Source organism: Aliiglaciecola sp. CAU 1673 (assembly GCF_029223185.1).
Lineage (GTDB): Bacteria > Pseudomonadota > Gammaproteobacteria > Enterobacterales > Alteromonadaceae > Bowmanella.
This window is the reverse complement of the sequence record NZ_JARHUG010000001.1, coordinates 358254-379120: the sequence shown is the minus strand read 5'-3', so window position 1 is coordinate 379120 and position 20867 is coordinate 358254. Positions and strand designations below refer to the sequence as shown.

Below are 20867 nucleotides of genomic sequence, written 5' to 3'. Positions count from 1 at the left end.
CTGTTCAATAAATAAAAATGCGTCTGCAATGCTTTCTTAGTAGCCAACTTTAACTAATTTCCTCTAGGCTATAAAAAAACCAACAATAAACCGCCATGAATCTGAGCCAACTGGATACCTCCGTTTTTATTGTTTACGTCATAGGCCTGTTGCTTGTGGCGGCCTGGGTGTCACGCACCGAAAAAGGCCATCAGCGCGATACCAGCGACTATTTTCTGGCGGGCAAAGCCCTACCCTGGTGGGCTATCGGTGCCTCGCTAATCGCCGCCAATATCAGTGCAGAGCAGATTATTGGCATGTCTGGTTCGGGTTACGCCATTGGACTGGCAATCGCCTCCTATGAATGGTTGGCAGCAATCACCTTATTGGTGGTGGGGAAGTACTTCTTACCTATTTTCCTGGCCAAAGGCATCTACACCATGCCGCAATTTCTGGAACAGCGCTTCGATAGCCGGGTGCGTACGGTGATGGCGGTTTTCTGGCTGGGCGTGTATGTGCTGGTCAATCTGACCAGCATTTTATGGCTGGGCGGCCTGGCCATTGAAAGTGTGGCCGGAGTGGATATGTTCTTTGGCATGGTTTTCCTGGCGCTTTTCTCAGTGGCCTATTCGCTATACGGCGGCCTTAAAGCAGTCGCCCTGACCGATATTATTCAGGTCACGCTACTGGTGGTTGGCGGATTGATACTATCCTATCTTGCCCTCGATGCAGTCAGTGATGGCAATGGCATGCTGGCTGGCTTCGTGACCCTGACAGAACGGGTACCGGAGAAATTCGATATGATCCTCTCTCCCGATAACCCCCATTACGCCAGTTTGCCTGGTCTCTCGGTGTTATTGGGCGGTATGTGGGTAATGCATTTCTCTTACTGGGGCTTTAACCAATATATTATTCAGCGTGCTTTGGGCGCCAAAGATCTTAACGAAGCGCGTAAGGGCATTGTCTTTGCCGCTTATTTAAAGGTGTTTCTGCCGATTATCGTGGTTTTACCGGGCTTGGCCGCCGCGGTGCTCTACCCCAGCCTGTCGGCTTCCGACCAAGCTTACCCAGAGATGATGAAGCTGATGCCCACAGGCCTTAAAGGTCTTATCTTTGCGGCTTTAGTTGCGGCCATTGTGTCGTCGTTGGCATCCATGTGTAACAGCATCTCGACCATTTTCACCATGGATATCTATACCCATTTGGCGCCTAACCGCAGCCAGCGCCATTATGTGAATATGGGCCGTATGGTCAGCCTCTCGGCGCTGGGTATTGCCATGGTAGTGGCCCAGCCGTTGCTTGGCCAGTTTGATCAAGCCTTCCAATATATTCAGGAGTTTACCGGCTTCTTTACCCCCGGCATTGTAGCTATCTTCCTGCTCGGCCTGTTTTACAAAAAGGCCAATGGCAACGGTGCACTGACTGCTGCAGTGGGATCTGCCGTGTTGTCATTCGCACTAAAAATCCTGTGGCCTGAACTGCCCTTTATCGACCGGGTGGGACTGGTGTTTTTGGCCTGCTTAGGGCTGGGTTTACTGGTTTCTCATATGGGCAAAGGCGATGGTGAAGCCAAGGCCATTCACCTGCAGGATATTCACTTTGCGTCCAAACCCAGCTTTAATTTTGCCGCCCTTGGTGTGGTGATCATTTTAGCGGCCTTATACGCTACCTGGTGGTAATCAAACAGCTTTTAATAGTCGAGCAACGGGCGGTATCAACCGCCCTTCTGTTTGCCCATATAGCCGGCCAACGTTTCAACATGGCTCTTGGTTTCCTCAATAAGGGTACCAATCTCCGACGCGGAGACTGTTGTGCGTTTGGCCAAATTGCGGACCTCATCGGCAACCACCGCAAATCCTCTTCCCGCTTCTCCGGCTCTGGCAGACTCAATGGCAGCATTAAGTGCTAATAAGTTGGTCTGATCGGAAATGCCGTTAATGGTTTGAACAATACTGCCTATACGATCCAGCACTTGGGACATAGCGCCATGTGTTTGTGCTATCACTGCATTTCGCTGGGATACATCAGAGCCAAAGACTAAAATCTTGTTGAGCTTCTCCTCGGCATCCAGCACCGGAGCAATGGCAACCGCAAGCTGGGCGTGATGCCCCTCAGCTGAACCCGGCAAACTAAGCTCAGTATTAACAAACTGACCACCCTGCACCTTTTTCCATGTTTCTGCCGTCAGATAGTCGGACAAGCTGCGGAGTTTGGTCTTCATGGCGCTTAGGTTCGCAAATGCTAGACAAGCGAGCGCCTGACTGTTGGCCATTACAATGTTTCCAAAAGAGTCCCATTCCATAACGATATTGCTGCGATTAATAGCTTCAAGGCGCACATCGTTTTCCAGAGAACGCTTTTTGGTCTCATCAATATTGGCCTGGATAGAGATAAATTTATGCAACCTACCCTGTTCATCGAAAACGGGGTTAATAGCTAGCGATATCCAGTAGGCGTTGCCTTGCTTATCATAATTCAAGATTTCTTCGTAGAAAGCCCGCTGCTCATTCAATGCCTTGCGTATCCGCTCTTTGGTCGATGCAGACGTATGTTTACCCTGCAATATGTCGCTTGGCTTCTTGCCTCTGACCTCATCCAACGAGTAACCCGTCAATCTTGTGAATCCGGGATTTACATATTCAATAAGGCGGTCAGGTCCTGTGATGATTACCGAGTTATCGGTCTCATTGGCGACCAAAGACAAGGTGGCAAACTCTTCACGTTGCAGTTTCTCTTCGGTGATGTCTTTAACAAAGGCTGTATAAATATGACCTTCACCAACACTGACCTTGGATAAAGACAAGTTTGCCCAAATTTTTCGTCCGTCAAGGGTTTCAACCTGCACATCACGGGACGTGCCCACAATCTTATCCTTCCCAGTATTGCGATTGGCATTCACATAGTCATCATGCTTTGCCTGAATAGCCTGTGGAACCAGCATTTTGACGTTTTTTCCCAATACCTGTTCCCGTTTACAACCCCATAATTTTTCAGCAGCAGCGTTAAAGAAAATAATGTTATTGTGCTGGTCAATAGTTACCACAGCATCTATGCATTGCTCTAATGTCTGATCAATTTGTTCAATTGCTGCCTTTTGCACACTGATATCTTTGACAAAAGCGGTGTAGGAAATCTTTCCGTTGATTGACACTTTGGATAGAGACAGATTGCACCAGGTCCATGTGCCGTCTTTTCTTTGCAACCTAATGTCTCGGGAAGTACCGACGATCTTATCAACCCCCGTCCGTCTGTTGGCATTGACATAATCATCATGATTAGCCTGAATGTTTCTCGGGACTAACATTTTCACATTGTTGCCAAGCACTTCTTTTGCTTTGTACCCCCAGAGTTTTTCGGCAGCTGCATTGAAATACGTCACGCAGTTAGCTTCATCAATGGTAATAACCGCATCAATAGCTTGGTCAAGCACAGCTTTTAAATTGCTCTCATCCTTTGTGGTAAAAAATCTGATCATCGGGAATCACCGTTTGGCATAAAATGTCAGCACAAACCGGATATACGCAAGCACTCAGCTTTCTGATCATCACCAACCTGGCTTTTATGGATTTGCTAAGTCATACACTACTTCGCCCCCCACCAGGGTTTTCAATACCTTTACATCAGCAATATCTGCTGCCGGGATTTCAAAAAGGTCTTTATCCAGGATGACCAGATCCGCCAGTTTGCCAGGGGTCAAACTGCCCTTGATACCCTCATCAAAAGACGCATAAGCGGCCGACTGGGTATAAGCACGAAGCGCCTGCTCCACCGAGATTTTCTGCTCAGGCACCCAACCATCTGGATGCGCCCCATCCAGGGTGCGACGGGTTACGGCGGCGTAAATGCCCTTAATAGGTGAGATAGGTGCCACAAACCAATCGCTGCCGAAGGCGATTGTGGCTCCGGATGCCAACAAAGAAGCAAAAGCATAGGTAGTCTTGGCGCGCTCTTCACCAATCACTCTGTCCGCCCAACGCCCATCGTCAATGGCATGGTAGGGTTGCATACTGGCAATCACCTGTTGATTGGCGAAACGGGCGATATCATCAGGATGGATATGCTGAGCATGCTCAATCCGCAATCTTCTCTCGCGCTCGCTTTCTGGCAGGCCCGCATAGATATCCAGCAAACTGCCTATGGCCTTATCGCCAATGGCATGGGTAATAATATGTAATCCGGCAGCATCGGCACCTTCTATCCACTGGCGCATTTGCTCGGGAGGGTTAATAAAAAAGCCACTGTCGTCGGGCTGGTCGGTGTAAGGTTCATAAAAAGCGGCCGTATGGGAGCCCAAAGAGCCATCCATAAAGCCTTTTAATCCACCAATTCGTAACCAATGATCGCCTCTCCCCTGCTCTTCTACTTCCTTCGCCAGGCGTGGCCAATCTGCCAGCGGCATTACCGCATAGATGCGGGTTTTAAGGCGCTGCTCCTGCCTGGCCCGGCGGTAAGTATCCAGGCTCTGCCAGTCGCCCATATCATGCACACTGGTCACGCCTTCACTAGCGGCATAAGCCATGGCCGCCGCCAAATCCCGCTCAAGTTCATCAGGTCCTTTGGCGGGTACGGCAGCCAATGCCAAATTCATTGCATTGTCTTTAAGTACGCCGGTGGGCTGGCCCTGATCATCCTTGACGATCTCCCCACCTTCCACCTGCTCGGTTTCACCATTAATCCCCGCCTTTTGCAGGGCTAAAGAATTGGCCAGCAACATATGCCCATCGAGACGGTTAATTAATACCGGGTTATCAGGTGTCACCTTATCGATCCAATCGCGGCTGGGCAGCTCGCCTCCCCAATTTTCATGATCCCAATCACCGTTTAGGATCCACTCGCCTGGTGGCAGGGTTTTGGCATGCTCTGCAATGCGACGGATAAATTCTTCTTTGGTTTTGGCATCACGCAATTGCACTGAGGAAAGCCCGGCCCCGCCAGTCAGAAAATGCACATGACTATCAATAAAACCCGGCAATACTAGGGCACCAGGACGTTGCCAATGCACAGTGTTCTCGCCAATATAGGCGGCAATCTCCTTGTCGCTGCCCACCGCCAGAATCTTATCTCCCTTAATCGCCAACGCCTCGGCCCAACGATTATTGTCGTCAGCCGTCCAGATACGACTTTGGCTGATCACCAAGTCTGCCGCCTCCTGCTTTTCCTGTGGTTGACAGGCGCCAAGCAGAATCATTGGTAAGATGGCAAGGAGTGCCCGAATAGTGCTGTATTGCTCACAAAACATATCCAATTCCAAAAAAATTCAATAGCTTAAAACACTAGTATTGGCCAGCTGGAATGCAAGCAGGACTGAAAGGGGCTACCTGTGCCTGGGCAAAAGGATGAAATGTACAAATTATCGCCGTTGCAATAGAGTTAAATCACTGCCGCAAGGTAAGAAAACAGACAAAGGATCAGCACAATATTCCATTTTGAGGAAAGCACATGAAATGGACTTTGATAAACACCAAGCATAGCTCTGCAATGTCGCCAATATTGTTGCTGCTATTCGTGTTGTCGGCCTGTGGTGGAAGCACGGACGGGTCCAACGTCGAGACGCCCGGGGGAATTGGCGAAAACAGCCCCCCGACACCATACAGCTATCAAGTCCCAACCTCAGCCAATGATGGTTGGCAGACTGCGCATCTTGCTGATTTTGGTATTAATGACTACGCCCTGAGCACCATGATGGACAGGATCCGTCAGAACCAAAGCGGATACCGTCATATTGACCATATACTGATCGTCAAAGACAACAAATTGCTCTTCGATGAGCGTATTCGCACCCAGCTGGACAGCACTGACCACAGAGTTGGTAATCAGGATATTGATGTGCATACACTGTATTCAGTGACCAAAAGCATCGCCTCTGCTCTGATAGGCATCGCCATTGACCAGGGCGTGATCTCAGACGTAGAGATTGAGGTGCATCAGTATTTTGGCCATAAGCAACCCATCGCCAATTGGAACGATGCCAAAGCTTCCATCAGGCTAAAAGACTGGTTAACCATGCGCCATGGCTATCAATGGGATGAATGGGATGGGACTGATTTATTGGGGCAAATGAACAGTGCCCCCGATCCCCTCGCCTTCTTGCTGAACAGACCAATGAGTACCGAGCCAGGCACCACCTTCGCTTATTCCACTGGCGTATCGTATGCCCTTGGTACCCTTTTGGAGCTGACATCCGGCCAAACCGTAGACAGCTTTTTAGAGCAAAACCTGTTATCCCCACTTGGCATTGAAAAATATAATTATTGGACAGTTGGTGGACAGCTACACACCGGCGGCGCACTGTATTTGACGGCCAGGGATCTTGCCAAGATAGGGCAGTTGTTTCTGAACAAAGGGAACTGGCAGGGTGAGCAAGTAATATCGACTCAATGGGTTGAAGAGTCCACTCGCCGTCATGTGGATTTGCAAACCAGTGGTTATGGCTATCAATGGTGGACCAGCGACTTCATGGTAAACGGCCAGAGTGTTCCCACCTACCGGGGCGAGGGCCTGGGCGGACAACATTTAATTGTCTTACCCACATTAAACGCTGTGGTCGTCATCCTGGGGCGGGCCTACAACTACCAACAACAGCAGGAATACCGTTGGGACGGTTGGATGCTAAATCATATTCTGCCCAGTCTGCTGCAGGCCAGATAAGCGATAAGTTTCTGTTGGCTGTTAAGGAGAGTATTGACCGTGACCATCGCCAACGGCCCAAACAACAACGCGATTCGACGTCCGCTTATGGCATCGTTACTAACCATACTTGTGACCTGGGAAGTGATGAGCGCGGCCCATGCCAGTGCGCCGGCTTTTTGTGCAGCCGATAAGGGGCAGCAGACCAGTATTGTCTCCCGGCGCGCTTATCAGGACAAACTGGCTGGCTTTTGGTTAGGGCAAAGCATTGCCAATTGGACCGGCCTGGTAACGGAAATGGATAAAATAGGCGGCGAAGGGCCTTTTGGCCGTTTTTATACCCGCGACGACTGGGGAAAGCCCGATAAGCCCAGCATTTGGGGGCAAGGAATTCCCAGCCATTTGTCAGAAACCATCGATTTTGTGCTGGTACCGCCCGGCGAAGCCTGGGGGGCGGATGATGATACCGATATCGAGTATATGTACCAGCACTTGCTGCATACTCTCAAGGTTACACGCCTGTCACCTGAGCAAATCAGAGCCGGATGGCTGACCCATATCTACACGGATGCAGCCACCCCCTATAAAAACCAAGAAGGGAAGCCGGAAAACTACCTGTGGGTTAGCAACCAGCGGGCATTCGATTTGATGCACCAACAGGGCATGCTACCGCCTGATACCAGCGCGCCGCAGAATAACCAGCACTATGACATGATCGACGCCCAACTGAGCACCGAGATTTTTGGGTTATTTGCACCCAATCGGCCTGACATTGCCCTGAGTTTAGCCCACCTTCCGATTCGCACGGTGGCCAGAGACAACGCCGCCTGGGCGGCAGAATTTTATGTCATTCTGCATGCCCTGGCGGCCAGCGTATCTGCCGAGCAGCCTATTGGTCCTCAGCTACAGAAAAGGGCAGCACTTGCCAGGGGCTATTTGCCAGAGCATAGCTATGTGGCTGCCATGTACGACTTTGTATTGGCCGCCTACAAGCAGCAGACACCATGGGAAAGCGTCCGCGATGAATTGTACCAACGCTATCAGGTGCAGCAGCAAGACGGCTACGATATCAGTAGCAGAGAGCTTTATTGTAATGGTTGTTTCGCGGCCGGGATTAATTTTGGAGCCAGCCTTATCAGTTTGTTTTATGGCGATGGCGACTTTAAAGAAACCGTTAAGCTGGCGACGTTGATGGGTTGGGACTCAGATAACCCCGCCGCCACCTGGGGGGGATTGCTGGGTTTTATACTTGGCCTACAAAAAGTTGAACAACAATTTGAGAAACCAGTCTCACACCAGTTTTATATCCACCGGACCAGAAAAAACTTTGCAAAGAACGGCATGGATACCTTTGAGAACATGGGCAGCAAAGGGATTGAAATTGTGGACAGGGTGGTCGTGCAAGAGCTTGGCGGCAAACTGGATACAGAGCGCCAGATTTGGGAAATCCCCCTTCCTCCCTGTCAAGCACTAAAACATAAATAACGGCAGACTGTATCAGTGAATCGTCCCCACTCATCTACTCTAGAGTGTTAAGGAAAAAAGAGGTGGTGCCAAATGAAAAAGCTGACCTGGAATTTTCTATCTATTCAATGGATTCGACCTGCCTGCGCAGGATGTATCTTGGTGGTACTGAGCGCTTGTGGTGGCGGCTCAGACAGCAACTCGACGCCCCCATCAGCACCGCCAAGCGCTTATAGTTACCAGGCACCCGCAGCAGCCAATGACGGTTGGCAAACTGCCCACTTGGCTGACTTTGGCATTAATGACTACGCCCTGACCACCATGATGGACAATATCCGCAATGATGTGTCGGGCTACCGTTTTGTCGATCACGTATTGATCGTCAAAAACAACAAGTTGCTGTTTGACGAACCCATTCGTACCTCGTTGGATATTGCCGATGGCTGGGCCAATAACCAGGACATCAATCTGCATGTGCTGAATTCAGTCACCAAAAGCGTCGTGTCTTCTCTGATTGGCATTGCCATCGATCAAGGCCTGATCCCTGGCGTGGATGTCAAAGTACATGATTATTTCCAGCACAAGCAGCCCATCGGCAATTGGACCGAAGCAAAATCCAACATCACTCTCAAAAACTGGCTGACCATGCGCCATGGCTATTTATGGGACGAGTGGAATGTTAATTATCTGGATAGCAGCAACTTAAATGCACAGATGAACAATGCGCAGGATCCCATCGCGTTCCTGCTAAACCGGCCAATGGCCACTGAGCCAGGCATTACCTTCGCCTATTCCACCGGAGTTTCTTTTGCCTTGGGGCGCTTGTTGGAGCATGCCAGCGGGCAGTCGGTTACCAGCTTTATGGAGCAGAATCTGTTCGCCCCTCTTGGTATCACCAACTACGACTATTGGGCGTTGGATGGTCAGCTGCATACCGGCAGTGCTTTATACCTAAGCGCCAGGGACGCTGCCAAATTCGGTCAGTTGTTTCTTAACGAGGGCAGTTGGAATGGCGAGCAGGTGATTTCCGCCGAGTGGGTGCGTGAATCCACCCGCATGCACGTGGACCTGCAAAACAGCGACTATGGCTACCAGTGGTGGATCACCCATTTCACGGTGAATGGGCAGCCCATCGAAGGTTATCGTGGGGATGGTTTCGGCGGGCAATATATTATTGTGTTGCCGTCACTGGATGCGGTGGTTGTGCTTTTTGGACGAGCTTACCAAGACGGCCAGCAAAGCCAGTATCTGTGGCGAATGCTGATGGAGCAGCATATATTGCCCAGCTTGCTGCAAAGTCAGTGACGAGCCTCGCTCGTCACTGAGTGCGTCGGCTTTAAAGGCGGAATTCTTCCACCATATTGCTAAGTCCCGATGCTAATCTCGCCAATTCTGCGCTGGAGGCGCTGGTTTGGTTCGCACCAGATATGGTCTGTGTGGCAATGTCGCGAATGGTAAGTAAATTGCCGTTCACTGAGTTTGCCGTTACCGCCTGCTGCTCGGTGGCGCTGGAGACCCGGATGGACTGATCAGTCAAGGCTTTAACGGCTTCCAACACCTGCTCGATAGCCTGACCGGCTTCCATTGCGGCTTGATGGGTATGACTGACGCGCTCTTTGGACTTTTCCATGGCATCAACAGTCAAACCTATCTGACTTTGTATAGTAGAAATCATTTTCTCAATCTGTACCGTTGATTCCTGGCTGCGATGGGCCAAATTGCGCACTTCATCGGCCACAACCGCAAAACCACGCCCGTTTTCACCCGCACGCGCCGCCTCGATGGCGGCATTTAGTGCCAGCAAATTAGTTTGCTCGGCCACCCCACGAATCACGTCCAACACGGAGGTAATGGCTTTGGTGCTTTCCACCAATGACAACACGCCTTGGTGGCTCTTCACCACTTCCTCTTCCAAAGCATTTACCTGATGAGAAGTTTGCTTCACCTTGGTTAATCCCTGGTGACAATCATCAGAGGCTTTACGCGAATCGGTCGCCGCCCCACTGGCGCTGTCGGCGACCTCGCCAATGGAGCTAGCCATCTGGTTTACCGCCGCCACTGCTTCGACTAGCTGGGTGTTTTGTTGAGTCAGATTGCGTTCGGCATCTTCGGTCACCGCACTCAACTCTACTGAGGCAGCAGACAACTGCTCGGAGGAATCTTTGATCCCTTGCAGCAATTGACGAAGATTATCCAGCATGGTTTTCAGGTTGGCTTTCAGACTACCTGGCTCTCCTTGCTCCATTTGGAAGCTTAAATCACCCTCAGCAACACGCGCTGCTATAGCATTCATTTCCACCGGTTCACCGCCCAGCGGTCCCATCACCGCCTTGGTAACCAGGAACGCGGCGACCACCGCCAGTGCAGTTGCCAACAATACAATCACCCCGTTTGAGGAAATGGATGTCCGAATCGGCGCCTTAATTTCGGCCTCATCGATCTCCGCCAAAATCGCCCATTTCACCCCAAACATCTCAAAAGGCGCATAAGCCGAAAGCACACTGTTACCGTTGTAATCGATGATATAAGCGACACTGGTATTTCCAGCCAAGGCGTCTTTTACTGCGTCAGAATCGACACCATTTTGGTCAACCGTGCCTGCAAATGAAGCCTGCACTGAGTGCCCTTTGGGGTCGAGATAAGAATCTGAACGCATGCGGTAGTCGCTGCCGACCAGATAGGTTTCACCACTTTGCCCCATCCCCTCTCGGAGGTTCATCAAGGCGTTGATGCGATCTAAGGGGATCTGAATAGCCACCACCCATTTTTGCCCATCAACCATCATCGGCCTGCCCATAAAGGCAGCGGGATGATTGTTAGAAGGGGCATAGGGGGCAAAATCTTCCATCACCAGCTCAGCACTGGACTGCTGGATACGGTGAAACATCTTGCCCAAACCGCTATTGGCATAAGGGCCGCTTTTCAGATTGGACCGATAATCCGCTTCCCTGGCTACGGTGTATTGCACCAACCCATCTGGGCGGATGATAAAAATATCGTAAAACTGCAGATGGGTATTGATGCCGGTAAAAAGCTTGTGGATCTCTGGATTATCCAACTCATTGATATGCATGCCTGCCACATCAGTAACCACTTCGAGGCCTTTTTGGATTCTTTCAAATAAACCCGTGAGTTGGGCGGCTTTGATTTCTCGGATAGAAACCAGACGATCTTCATTTAGGCCATCCAACGTATTGATGGAACGCCAGACAGAGAAAACCATCGACAGAAGAAGCGGGACTAAGGCAACGGCTAAAACCCAGGTTTTGATGCGTAAGCTGAATTTCATAGAGGTCCTTTCCATATGCAAGCTTTGCTTGGCTAAGAACTGTAATTCAAGTAAAGAAATTACGATAGGTTCTGGAAAAAGATTATCTCAAGATGAAAATCTTTCTGAGCTATGCAAATTACATTTTCAAATATGAACGAAGGAGAAGCAGTGGCAAGACTGCTCTCCCTCAACTACGAGGTCATTTGCGAAGTTACTCTCCGAAACTGCCGGCCGCTCCCGGAAACACTACCGGGCTCTCAATACCGTTTTGCGCTACGCTGGCCACCCCGAAGAAATAATTGTCGATAATCACATTCTTTAAGGTGAATTCATTGACCTTGCCCACAAAGCGGCTGAACTGCCACTGCGGCTGATCGGTATAGCGCCAGTAAATTTTGTAGCCCTTGAGCATGTTGGCTTCTTCGCCTTTGGCTGGAGCCCAGGTTAATCTTGTATGGGGCTCTACCGCACCGTGAATTTCTACTTTGGCCGGCGGGCTTGGTGCCCAGGCCATACTGGCCAGGGATACCGCATTAAGGGCAGTTAACTTGGCTGCATAGTTGAAATCTACGCCGTCGATGGTGTCTCCATAGACAATGCCATTTTCTGTGCGCAGATCCTGATGCTGACGATCATAATGTTCATTGGTTTCCATTATGCGGATGGCGGGAAAGCCGGCCTCATTGAAGGGGCGGTGATGGCCACCCCGACCATAGCGATCCAGACGATAAACCATCATGGTATCGAGATTAGGAATATAGCGGTCGGCAATAACATCGATGTAGCGTGCCAAATTTCGCGAAGGCGAATCTACTTCACCACCGGTGAAGCGACGGCGCATCGCCTCTTCTGCGGTTTCCACCGCACGGGTGCCTTCTGAAAAAAGGCGCGCACTGGTGTTATCCATCACCCCGTTAATGCCGCTGCTATTGCCAATCATATCGTTATTGAGCACAGCCTTTACACGCCAGCCGTCTTTCACCGCCTGTTCGGCCATAATTTTACCGCCAAACAAGCCCTGCTCTTCCCCGGCCAGCGCTGCATAGACAATGGAGCCGTGGAAATGATACTGGCTCAGCACCCTCGCAGCTTCCAGCACCCCAGCTACGCCAGAAGCATTATCGTTGGCGCCGGGGGCATCGGAGGTGGCGTCCATTACATCGGAGACGCGCGAATCAATGTCACCTGACATCACCACATAGCGGGAAGGATCGGTCTGGCCTTTTTGAATGGCAATCACGCTGACCACATCGGTGGCATTGGGAATACGCTTTTCCCCCTTAATCACGCCGGATTGAAAACGGACTTCCAGACAGCCACCACACTCTGCCGATATTTTGTCAAACTCAGCCTTGACCCAGCGCCTGGCCGCGCCGATACCGCGCTTATCAGATTTCGTCTCTGAGAGGGTATGACGGGTACCAAAAGCCACCAGGGTGCGAATATCTTGTTCTATACGTTCAGCGGATATCTGCTCTGCTATCTTGTGCAACTGTGCTTCATCGCCCAGTTGATTGGCCATACCGGCGCCACTGAATAATCCCAGCAATATCAAAGCCTTTGCTTTTCTTATCATGATCTTGCCCCGTGTTAGTAAAAAATTCCCACAACCTAGCATGCCTGCTATCGGCAGCAGAGCTCACAATCGACCAAGGGTCTTCCTGCTGCGGTAAAACTTTTACTGGCGGCAGCCGTGGGAGATCAAAATAAAGTTTGCTGGCCACCCAGCCCAATCCATACCGGCATGCTATCTTATGCCACCGGGTTAACCGCTCTAAAATCCTATCCAGGCATTCCTGTTTCAGCAGAGAGACAATATGAAAAACCAATTCAGCGCCCTCGCAACCAGCTCACTGAAATCCCTTTTTGTGGGCGCGTTGCTGTTAAGTACGCCACTACAGGCCCTGCCTGAAAACTCGCCGCAAGCACAAAAAGCCCTGGAGATTTACCGCAATATTATTGCCATCCCCACGGTCGAGGGCCGTGGCAAGGTGCCAGAGATGGTTAACTATCTGGTTGGCGAACTAAAGGCTGCCGGATTTGCCGATCAAGCCATCCATATACTGCCTAAACACGATAGCGCCGCCCTGGTCGTGCGCTACGCCGGAGACGGCAGTTCGGGCAAAGCGCCCATTTTGCTGCTGGCGCATATGGATGTAGTGGAAGCCCTGGATAAGGATTGGCAGCGCCCGCCTTTTGAACTGACCGAAGATGATAGGTTTTTCTATGGCCGCGGCACCTTGGATAATAAGCTGGGGGTAACCATGCTGGTGTCCACCTTTATCCGCCTTAAGCAGGAAGGCTTTGTCCCCCACCGCGATCTGGTGATTGTGTTTAGTGGTGATGAAGAAACCGATATGCACACCACCAAAATGCTGGCCAATGACTATGCGCAGCTGACACAGGCAGAGTTTGCCTTAAACACCGATGCCGGTGGCGGCGATCTGGACAGCCAGGGTAACGCGCTGGTCTATCAGATCCAGGCCGCGGAGAAAACCTACGCCAGCTTTGAACTTAGCGTCACCAATCCAGGCGGACATAGCTCCAGACCCCGCGCCGACAATGCGATTTATGAGCTGATGGCAGCACTGCAAAACATTCAGCAATACCAGTTCCCGGTGCAGGACAGCAAAATGATCCGCGATTACCTGCGCTTAAGCGGCGAAAAGCTCGGTGGTGAACTGGGCGCGGCCATGCTTGCCTTCGCAGATAACCCTTTTGATGAAAAAGCCGCACAGCGCCTGGCCCAGGAGCCTTCTTATGTAGGTATGACCCGCACCACCTGCGTACCGACCCTGCTAAGCGGCGGTCATGCCGAAAATGCCCTGCCACAGTCGGCGAGTACCACCATCAACTGCCGGATTTTCCCCGGTACGCCGGTGGCAGAAGTGAAAAAGACCCTGGAGCAACAGGTCAATAATCCCGCCGTGAATTTCAAAGTGTTGGGCGAGCCGGTGGAAAGCCCGATTTCCGAACTACGTGAGGATGTACTGGCCGCGGTCAGCAAAGCAATACATAGCCGCTATCCCGGCGTACCCCTGACCGGCATTATGGAAGCAGGCGCCACCGACGGCATGTATTTTCGTGCCAGGGGCATTCCCACCTTCGGTATCGCCAGCGCCTTTATGAACCCGGATGATGTGTACGCCCATGGGTTAAATGAGCGCCTGCCCAAAGCCACCTTCTATGGCGGCCTGGATCACTGGATGATTATTTTGAAGGAACTGGCTGGTAAACAGTAGTACTGGAATTGTTGAAATCTTCTCCAATTTCCTTTTCCCCATATATATAATGCACCCGCTTTCAAAAGGGGAAGCGGAATCACTATTAGGTAAGGGAAATGGAATTAAAGCAATTTGTATTCATCACCAGCATCACTGCATTAACAGCCTGTGGTGGTGGCAGCAGTGGAGACAAACAAACAACACCAGCAAACGGGGGTGGCAATAGTGTCACCCCGCCTTCAGCTGCACCGAAACTCATATTAGAGACAGTGCAGTACAACTATTGTGATATTGAATCTCCCCTTGCTGGGGCTGAGGTGCTGATTCATGACGCTCAAGGGAGTATCGTCAAATCAGTACAAACTGACAGTTTAGGCAAACTACAAACTGATTGGCCGGCTAATGCTGCCCACGTATCTGTAATTGGGCAGGGCAGTTCAGGAAACCGTGGCAGGACAGCTATCGAATCACTGCTGAATACAGGCGCCATGGATCTTGGCGTGATCAAATTTGCCAATACAAACGATCATAGCGGTTGCGACTGCCGCACCATTACGCTTAACGCGGGTGATCTTGCTGCCACATTTGATGGCTACGAAATGAAGGCAGCTCAACGCTTTGCGTGGTTATCTTCCTACACAGAATTAAATGTAGAAGTCTGCTCTTCTGATGAATACGTTGATGTTACGCTGAAATCTGAAACATTTAGGGAAGCCTTTGCAGCCAAAGTACCTGTGGGTCAAGAGGACACCATTTATTTAAGAAAAGAACACTTCACCTCTACCGGCATACCCATTGAAGCGGCAGTAAGTGGGGTGATTGAGCCAGATTACAGAACCGACTGGTTCAGCTTTTCATTTGACGGCAGATCTCCGCAGTGGAGTCTGGTCGATAGCGAGCCCTATTTTGCGACGGACCTTTACGTTTTCCCTGAAATGAGTAATCAGAATTTCCTGCAATACAGTGTCCTTAAAACTGAATATTTAGAGGATATGGAAATCAGAGTCTACTCTACTGTACTTCGCAGAGTGCCCAGCAATGGTCAGGCCGGCTTTTTCGAAGCAATTTATCCGGGCCAGGAATTTCTGGATAGCTTTGTTCAATTGTTGGAAGGCATGGACACAGGTAACACCACCACCTATGACTTCAGTAGCACGGATGAGGACTTGGATCGTTTTAGTATCTATGTCAATGCCGATGAAGCCAATGGAGATGAGATATATTGGCGCATAACTGCGCCGGTGTCTGGTGTAATGCCCGATTTAAAACTTCAAGACTCTCTGGAAAATCGGTTTGAGAATGCTGACTTCAGCAGAGTTAGATTTTACTTAAGTGATTATGGCCATAGTGACTATGAAGAGTATCTAAAAGGTGCCGTCACAGCTTCACGTGCCAATAGCTGGTATGAAGCTGGGATGATGGACAACTTCAAAGGCATCTATCTCAATATCAGATTAAACTGAAACTAATGCAGTTTGCAGGGCGAGCATAGTCTCGCCTTTTATTTTTCTGTGCCTTGCTAAATTGTTCGAGCCTCCCCCCTATCAAGGTCTCGGGCTTGCAGGGCTCACTTTTCCCTAAACTCTCCGCATCTTTTCCGCAGGCAAGATTGAAACGAAAATCCCATCATCTGATTACCTGAACACACCGTTGTTATTACGAATGGCTCCACCGGTCATCCAGTAATACCAGCGCATAAAGCCGTCCAGAGGTTGCACGGCATCCCAATGTTCCACAAGGATGCCGTCTTCAATCCGCCAGGTGTCGATAATGTTAAAGCCTTTTTTATCGTTGCCACGGTGTTTCTTGCTTACCGTGGCATGAGAATGCAAGGTCACCAAGTTTCCGTCCACCAGCACTTGCTTTACCTCATAAGAGAATTCCGGAAAGCGTTTTATCAGCGTCTGAAAGTATTGCACCAGGCCACTGATACCGTCCTGCATACTGCGGTTGTGCTGCTTATAGGGGGCCAAAATATATTCTTGTTCAATGCGGTCCAGCTGATGTTCGTTCATTAGTCTTTGCACAAAATGCAGCACGGATTTTACGTTTTGCCTGTCTTGCGCCGACCAATGGGCCTTATCTAGTGCTTCAAAATTGATTGTTGAGGTTGTCATTTAATTGCTCCTGCCGGATACCGGCGTTTATTTCGGCTTACCTGAGCGTTATATTCACCCGGCACAGCATCACGAACATCACTTGCGAATTGCAAGCTATAATAGTAACTTGCTTTATGCAAGTTAAATCGGAGTTTTTATGAACCGCTCGGACTGCCCTATCTCCAACGCATTGGATCATCTGGGTGATAAATGGAGCCTGTTGATTATTCGCGACCTGGCTCTGTTCGGTAAGCGTTCTTACAGTGCGCTGCAGGGGTCTGCCGAAGGCATTGCCACTAATATTCTCTCCAGCCGCTTGGCCAGCCTGGAAGCCAGCCAACTCCTTACCAAGGCGCCGGATCCGGCCGACAAAAGAAGGCAAATCTATCGCCTTACCGAAGCCGGTAAGGACCTACTGCCCATATTGCTGGAGATGATTTTATGGAGCGCCAAACATAATCCCGGAGATCTGGCGATTCCGGATGATCTGGTGCAAATGGCCGCAAACGACCGAGCTGGTTTGCTGGCCCGGCTGCGTGAGCGGATTGATTCTGATTCATTTTGATATGACTAGAGCGACTAACATGCCCATGGGCATCACTATCCAATTGTTGCCGTGATGGGTAAACTGGCGGCCTATTTAGCCGTTAAAGCGAAGTGACAATGTCTTTTTCCTATTCCACCACCTACGTATTGGATAAAGGTCATTTCAGCGAAACCTATGATGAGTCCAATACCCCAAAGCCGGCCAGGCAGGCCTATCTGAAAGGCATTGTCCTGGCTGCTTTGGGCATCGCCATATTGTCATTAATGGAAAATAGCGGCTATCTGGGCGGCTTTATTATTGCCTTGGCGGGAGTGGAAGCCCTTAGTGTGCGCTTTCACAAAGCTTGGTGGCTGGCCAGACAAATGATTAGCCGGGCGGCAAATAATGAGCTGACACTGAGCATAGATGAATCGGCTGTCACGGTTAAGTCGGCTTATGTGGACTCAAAGCTTGCTTGGTCCGAGATAACCAAGTTCGAAAAAACGGCGCAGGGTTGGCTGCTTTACCATGGAAAAGGAAAGTATTATCTATCGGACAGATGCCTCTCCAATGACGCCCAACTGTTTCTTCAGGGGAAAGCCGGGGAGTAGCTGCTATTTCACCTCTCTTCGTGTCCTTTGTGGTGATTAGTCCCTGTCTTTTGTTCTTAACCACAAAGAGCACGAAGAACACGAAGGTGACAAGATAAGTTGTTGTGGCTTTTTTCTTAGCTGAGGCTTTTTCTTTGATGTATTGGTCGAAACTGACAGGCAGCTATGAGCAACAGATGGACTTTGGACTTTTTGACCTTGCAAGGTAATCTAGCTTACCAGAAACACGGCCTTGCATGGTCTGTATAGTAAGTTTTAAGTAGCTATAGGGAAATATGCAGTATTTGGTTAATTGGAAAGCATTATTTAGGGATCTATTCAAAAAGCTTGTCGTTATTCTCGGTGGCATTTTTATAGTTTTGTCACTTTTGGAATTTGTCAGAAGTGATTATGACTTTTATGAAGCGTTTAAGCATATGGAGATGTTAGATATTCCGATAATAGTTGCAGTGATTATTGCGGCTTCATTTTTATGCGCTTTAGCTGTTGCCTTTGCTTCAAAAATGTCAGCCATTACAATAACTGACAGAGAGGTTATAGGTCGTAATTATTTCGGCTTTAAAAAATCTCTACCTTTTTCTCAAATAACTAAGGCTTATCACCAAAGTGATCGTGGATTTGAGAGTATAGTGCTATTTGGTGGTAGCTTTTTTAACAGCATTTACTTTCCGGTGTTTCTAACGGAAATTGATGATGCGATGAAAAGGCTAAAGCAAGAAAACATCACTATCGAAGAGTAGTTACTTAACAAGTGGCTGTGGTCCAAAATCAATAAGTTGAGCTATGTAAAAGGCTTTGCTGAAAGTCCGTGATTGGCACAAAACGGCCCTACCGTTCACAGGCAAACAGCTTTTCCAGTTTGTCCCTGTGGAACGTTATTTATACCTTTATAAAAGCAGAGCGATGCTGACGGTGACATAAGCCGGTGTTCCCTAAGCAGACCTTCCGCAACATGGATGTTGCGGCAGAGCCTCCAGGGATGGATTTACGGCGTGTCTGTGTGGGAATACCGGCTTGTGGCACTAAACGGCCTCTTCGATTAGGTCTATTAAGTGCACAAAAGTCAGGTGAAGCGGCTCAACTCAGATAAATAGATATTGCGAATAAAGTTGCTGCGCAAATTTTAACGTCCCTCACCCTGCCATCTGAATAACGCAGAGCCCAAAGCCATAAATACAGCCGTCATCCCCGTCATAGCCCAGAGATGGGATTGGATGTCGGCTAGTCCGGCGCCGTCATTCATAATGGCCCTGGCGGCCTGCAGTAAATGGGTTAAGGGCAAAAGCAACGCAATGTCCTGAACCATCTGCGGTGCGCCTTCCAGGGAAAACCAAACGCCGGAAAGCATCATCATTGGCCAGCTGATCATATTCAACAGGCCACCGGTCAACTCTTCACTTTGACTGCGGCTGGCCATCAACAGTCCCATGGCAATCATCGAGGCCGCGCCCAATACCGTAACTAACAGCAAATTCCAATAGCTACCGAGCATATAAAAATCAAACATCAGATTGCAGGCAATAAACACACCGCTGGTGATGGCCACCACAATAAACAATCGAGACAAGATCTGCGCCGAAATAAACTCCACCGCCTGCAGTGGCGTTGCCTGTAAACGTTTCAGTACCGAACTTTTACGATAGCGGACAATCACATAGCCCACCCCGAACAGACAACTGAACATCATGTTCATACCCAATATGCCAGGTAGTACCCAGTCCAGATAACGAATCTCCCGTCCTTCCAATAGCTGTTGCTGATAGTTTGGCAATTGCCCCAAAAGCAGCTTCTCGACGAAGTAGCCCTGGGGCGAAGACGGGTTGACCCAATAAGTTTGGGATGCCGGCTCGACCAGAATATCCAGTTGATGGCGCTGCAACTTGGCCTTGGCCAGTTCGATATCCTGATAGGTCACATACTCTACATGCAGCATCTGGAAGAAGGCATTGTCGGTGCCCGGCTCCATCACTCCCACTTTATAAGCGGCGCGGCCATCGCCGCTGAAGATAAAGGCAAAGCCAATCACCAATAGCAGCGGAAAGGCCAGATTCCAGCCCAAAGACGAACGATCGCGGAAAAACTCGAGGTTGCGGGCAATAAAAACGGCCCAGAAGCGCTTAAACATGGGCAGCCTCCTGCTGTCGGCTATCTTGTAATCCATGACCGGTGAGTTTTAAAAACAAATCATCCAGATTGGCCGATTTCACATGCAATCCCTCAAGGTTTACCCCCTCTTCCACCAGCAGCTTTAGGGTTTGTTCCACCTTATCGGTATTGATAAACCAATGACCGTGCTCCTGAACGGGGCGGCAGGCCTGCATTACCTTGTCGGGTAGGCTCTGCTTATGCAAGCGGATAAGCACGCCGGAGAAATGCTCGGCGAGCAGGTCTTTTGGGGCTCCCCGGGCGATGATTTTGCCTCTATCCATAATGGCGATGTCATCACACAAGTTTTCCGCCTCATCCATATAGTGAGTAGTGAGAATAATGGTTTTACCCAGTGATTTGATGCGATTGATCAAATCCCAGAAATTGCGCCTGGCATGGGGGTCGAGGCCGGTGGTGGGCTCATCCAGGAACAGGATATGCGGATCGTTAACCAGCGCTAGCGCCAGCAGCAAACGCTGCTTTTGGCCGCCAGAAAGCTTGCGGTGATCCTGATCAGCAAAGTCCTGCAAATGGCAGAGTTCTATCAGATCCTGCTCATTTAAGGCATGAGCATAAAAGCTGGCAAACAGGCGAATACATTCGCGGCCAGTCAGGTGATCCTGTAAGGCGGTATGCTGAAACTGAATACCAATACGCTGGTTCATGCCACGCTTTAGCACTTCTCCGTCATACAGGATTTCCCCGCTATCGGCAGTGACAATGCCTTCCATCATCTCGATAGTGGTGGTCTTGCCGGCGCCGTTTGGCCCCAGCAATCCAAAACAAATGCCCCTGGGTACCTCAAAACTGATGCCGTCAACGGCGCGCAGTTGCTTAAAGCTTTTGGTCAGTTCACTGACCTTTATATATTCGGACATTTCGTCTCCTTGGCCTGTAGACTAGGCCATGGCCAGCAAA

At 49.9% G+C, this 20867-nt stretch carries 16 protein-coding genes; 9 read left to right on the top strand and 7 right to left on the bottom strand.

From position 1 onward, the window contains the following. Nucleotides 1–95 precede the first annotated feature (95 nt). Nucleotides 96–1658, top strand: coding sequence for a sodium/sugar symporter (locus tag P2G88_RS01545; RefSeq protein ID WP_275793851.1), 1563 nt, complete (start codon nt 96–98; stop codon nt 1656–1658). Nucleotides 1659–1693: 35 nt separating this feature from the next. Here the strand turns inward: P2G88_RS01545 and P2G88_RS01540 are convergent, their stop codons facing one another. Both P2G88_RS01540 and P2G88_RS01535 read right to left on the bottom strand, forming a co-directional pair. Next, the gene (locus P2G88_RS01540) at nt 1694–3454 is read right to left on the bottom strand and encodes a PAS domain S-box protein (RefSeq protein WP_275793850.1); all 1761 of its coding nucleotides are present in this window, start codon (nt 3452–3454) and stop codon (nt 1694–1696) included. Nucleotides 3455–3538: 84 nt separating this feature from the next. Then, nucleotides 3539–5218, bottom strand: coding sequence for an amidohydrolase (locus tag P2G88_RS01535; RefSeq protein ID WP_275793848.1), 1680 nt, complete (start codon nt 5216–5218; stop codon nt 3539–3541). Nucleotides 5219–5418: 200 nt separating this feature from the next. Here P2G88_RS01535 and P2G88_RS01530 point away from each other — a divergent pair, with 200 nt between their 5' ends. From P2G88_RS01530 to P2G88_RS01520, 3 genes are all read left to right on the top strand, one after another. After that, on the top strand, nt 5419–6627 hold the full coding sequence (locus tag P2G88_RS01530) for a serine hydrolase (protein ID WP_275793847.1): 1209 nt from the start codon (nt 5419–5421) through the stop codon (nt 6625–6627). A 39-nt stretch (nt 6628–6666) separates the two neighbouring features. Next, nucleotides 6667–8091, top strand: coding sequence for an ADP-ribosylglycohydrolase family protein (locus P2G88_RS01525; RefSeq protein ID WP_275793846.1), 1425 nt, complete (start codon nt 6667–6669; stop codon nt 8089–8091). Nucleotides 8092–8163: 72 nt separating this feature from the next. Continuing rightward, complete coding sequence (locus P2G88_RS01520; RefSeq protein WP_275793845.1) at nt 8164–9375, top strand: serine hydrolase; 1212 nt, start codon at nt 8164–8166, stop codon at nt 9373–9375. A 31-nt stretch (nt 9376–9406) separates the two neighbouring features. Here P2G88_RS01520 and P2G88_RS01515 read toward each other — a convergent pair whose 3' ends face one another. Continuing rightward, nucleotides 9407–11359: a methyl-accepting chemotaxis protein gene (locus P2G88_RS01515; protein WP_275793844.1), complete on the bottom strand. Its 1953-nt coding sequence runs from the start codon at nt 11357–11359 to the stop codon at nt 9407–9409. Nucleotides 11360–11552: 193 nt separating this feature from the next. Next, nucleotides 11553–12863: a M28 family metallopeptidase gene (locus P2G88_RS01510; protein WP_275793915.1), complete on the bottom strand. Its 1311-nt coding sequence runs from the start codon at nt 12861–12863 to the stop codon at nt 11553–11555. A 295-nt stretch (nt 12864–13158) separates the two neighbouring features. Between P2G88_RS01510 and P2G88_RS01505 the strand changes: the two genes are divergently transcribed. Both P2G88_RS01505 and P2G88_RS01500 read left to right on the top strand, forming a co-directional pair. Next, nucleotides 13159–14583, top strand: coding sequence for a M20/M25/M40 family metallo-hydrolase (locus tag P2G88_RS01505; protein WP_275793842.1), 1425 nt, complete (start codon nt 13159–13161; stop codon nt 14581–14583). A gap of 98 nt (nt 14584–14681) precedes the next feature. Then, nucleotides 14682–16028, top strand: a complete 1347-nt coding sequence (locus tag P2G88_RS01500; protein WP_275793841.1) for a hypothetical protein — start codon at nt 14682–14684, stop codon at nt 16026–16028. A 171-nt stretch (nt 16029–16199) separates the two neighbouring features. Here the strand turns inward: P2G88_RS01500 and P2G88_RS01495 are convergent, their stop codons facing one another. Continuing rightward, on the bottom strand, nt 16200–16682 hold the full coding sequence (locus tag P2G88_RS01495) for a nuclear transport factor 2 family protein (RefSeq protein WP_275793840.1): 483 nt from the start codon (nt 16680–16682) through the stop codon (nt 16200–16202). A gap of 139 nt (nt 16683–16821) precedes the next feature. On the opposite strand from P2G88_RS01495, the gene P2G88_RS01490 reads away from it, so the two are divergent. From P2G88_RS01490 to P2G88_RS01480, 3 genes are all read left to right on the top strand, one after another. Then, on the top strand, nt 16822–17229 hold the full coding sequence (locus P2G88_RS01490; protein ID WP_275793839.1) for a helix-turn-helix domain-containing protein: 408 nt from the start codon (nt 16822–16824) through the stop codon (nt 17227–17229). Between the two features lie 98 nt (nt 17230–17327). Beyond that, entirely contained in the window at nt 17328–17801 is a 474-nt protein-coding gene (locus tag P2G88_RS01485; protein ID WP_345798866.1) for a YcxB family protein, read from the top strand. A gap of 275 nt (nt 17802–18076) precedes the next feature. Beyond that, entirely contained in the window at nt 18077–18541 is a 465-nt protein-coding gene (locus P2G88_RS01480) for a hypothetical protein (RefSeq protein WP_275793837.1), read from the top strand. 383 nt (nt 18542–18924) lie between these two features. Here the strand turns inward: P2G88_RS01480 and P2G88_RS01475 are convergent, their stop codons facing one another. Further along, nucleotides 18925–19926, bottom strand: coding sequence for an ABC transporter permease (locus P2G88_RS01475; protein ID WP_275793836.1), 1002 nt, complete (start codon nt 19924–19926; stop codon nt 18925–18927). Then, nucleotides 19919–20827 carry an ABC transporter ATP-binding protein gene (locus P2G88_RS01470; RefSeq protein WP_275793835.1) on the bottom strand — a complete coding sequence of 303 codons (909 nt, stop codon included), beginning with the start codon at nt 20825–20827 and terminating at the stop codon, nt 19919–19921. Before P2G88_RS01470 ends, P2G88_RS01475 begins: the two co-directional genes overlap by 8 nt. Nucleotides 20828–20867 lie beyond the last annotated feature (40 nt).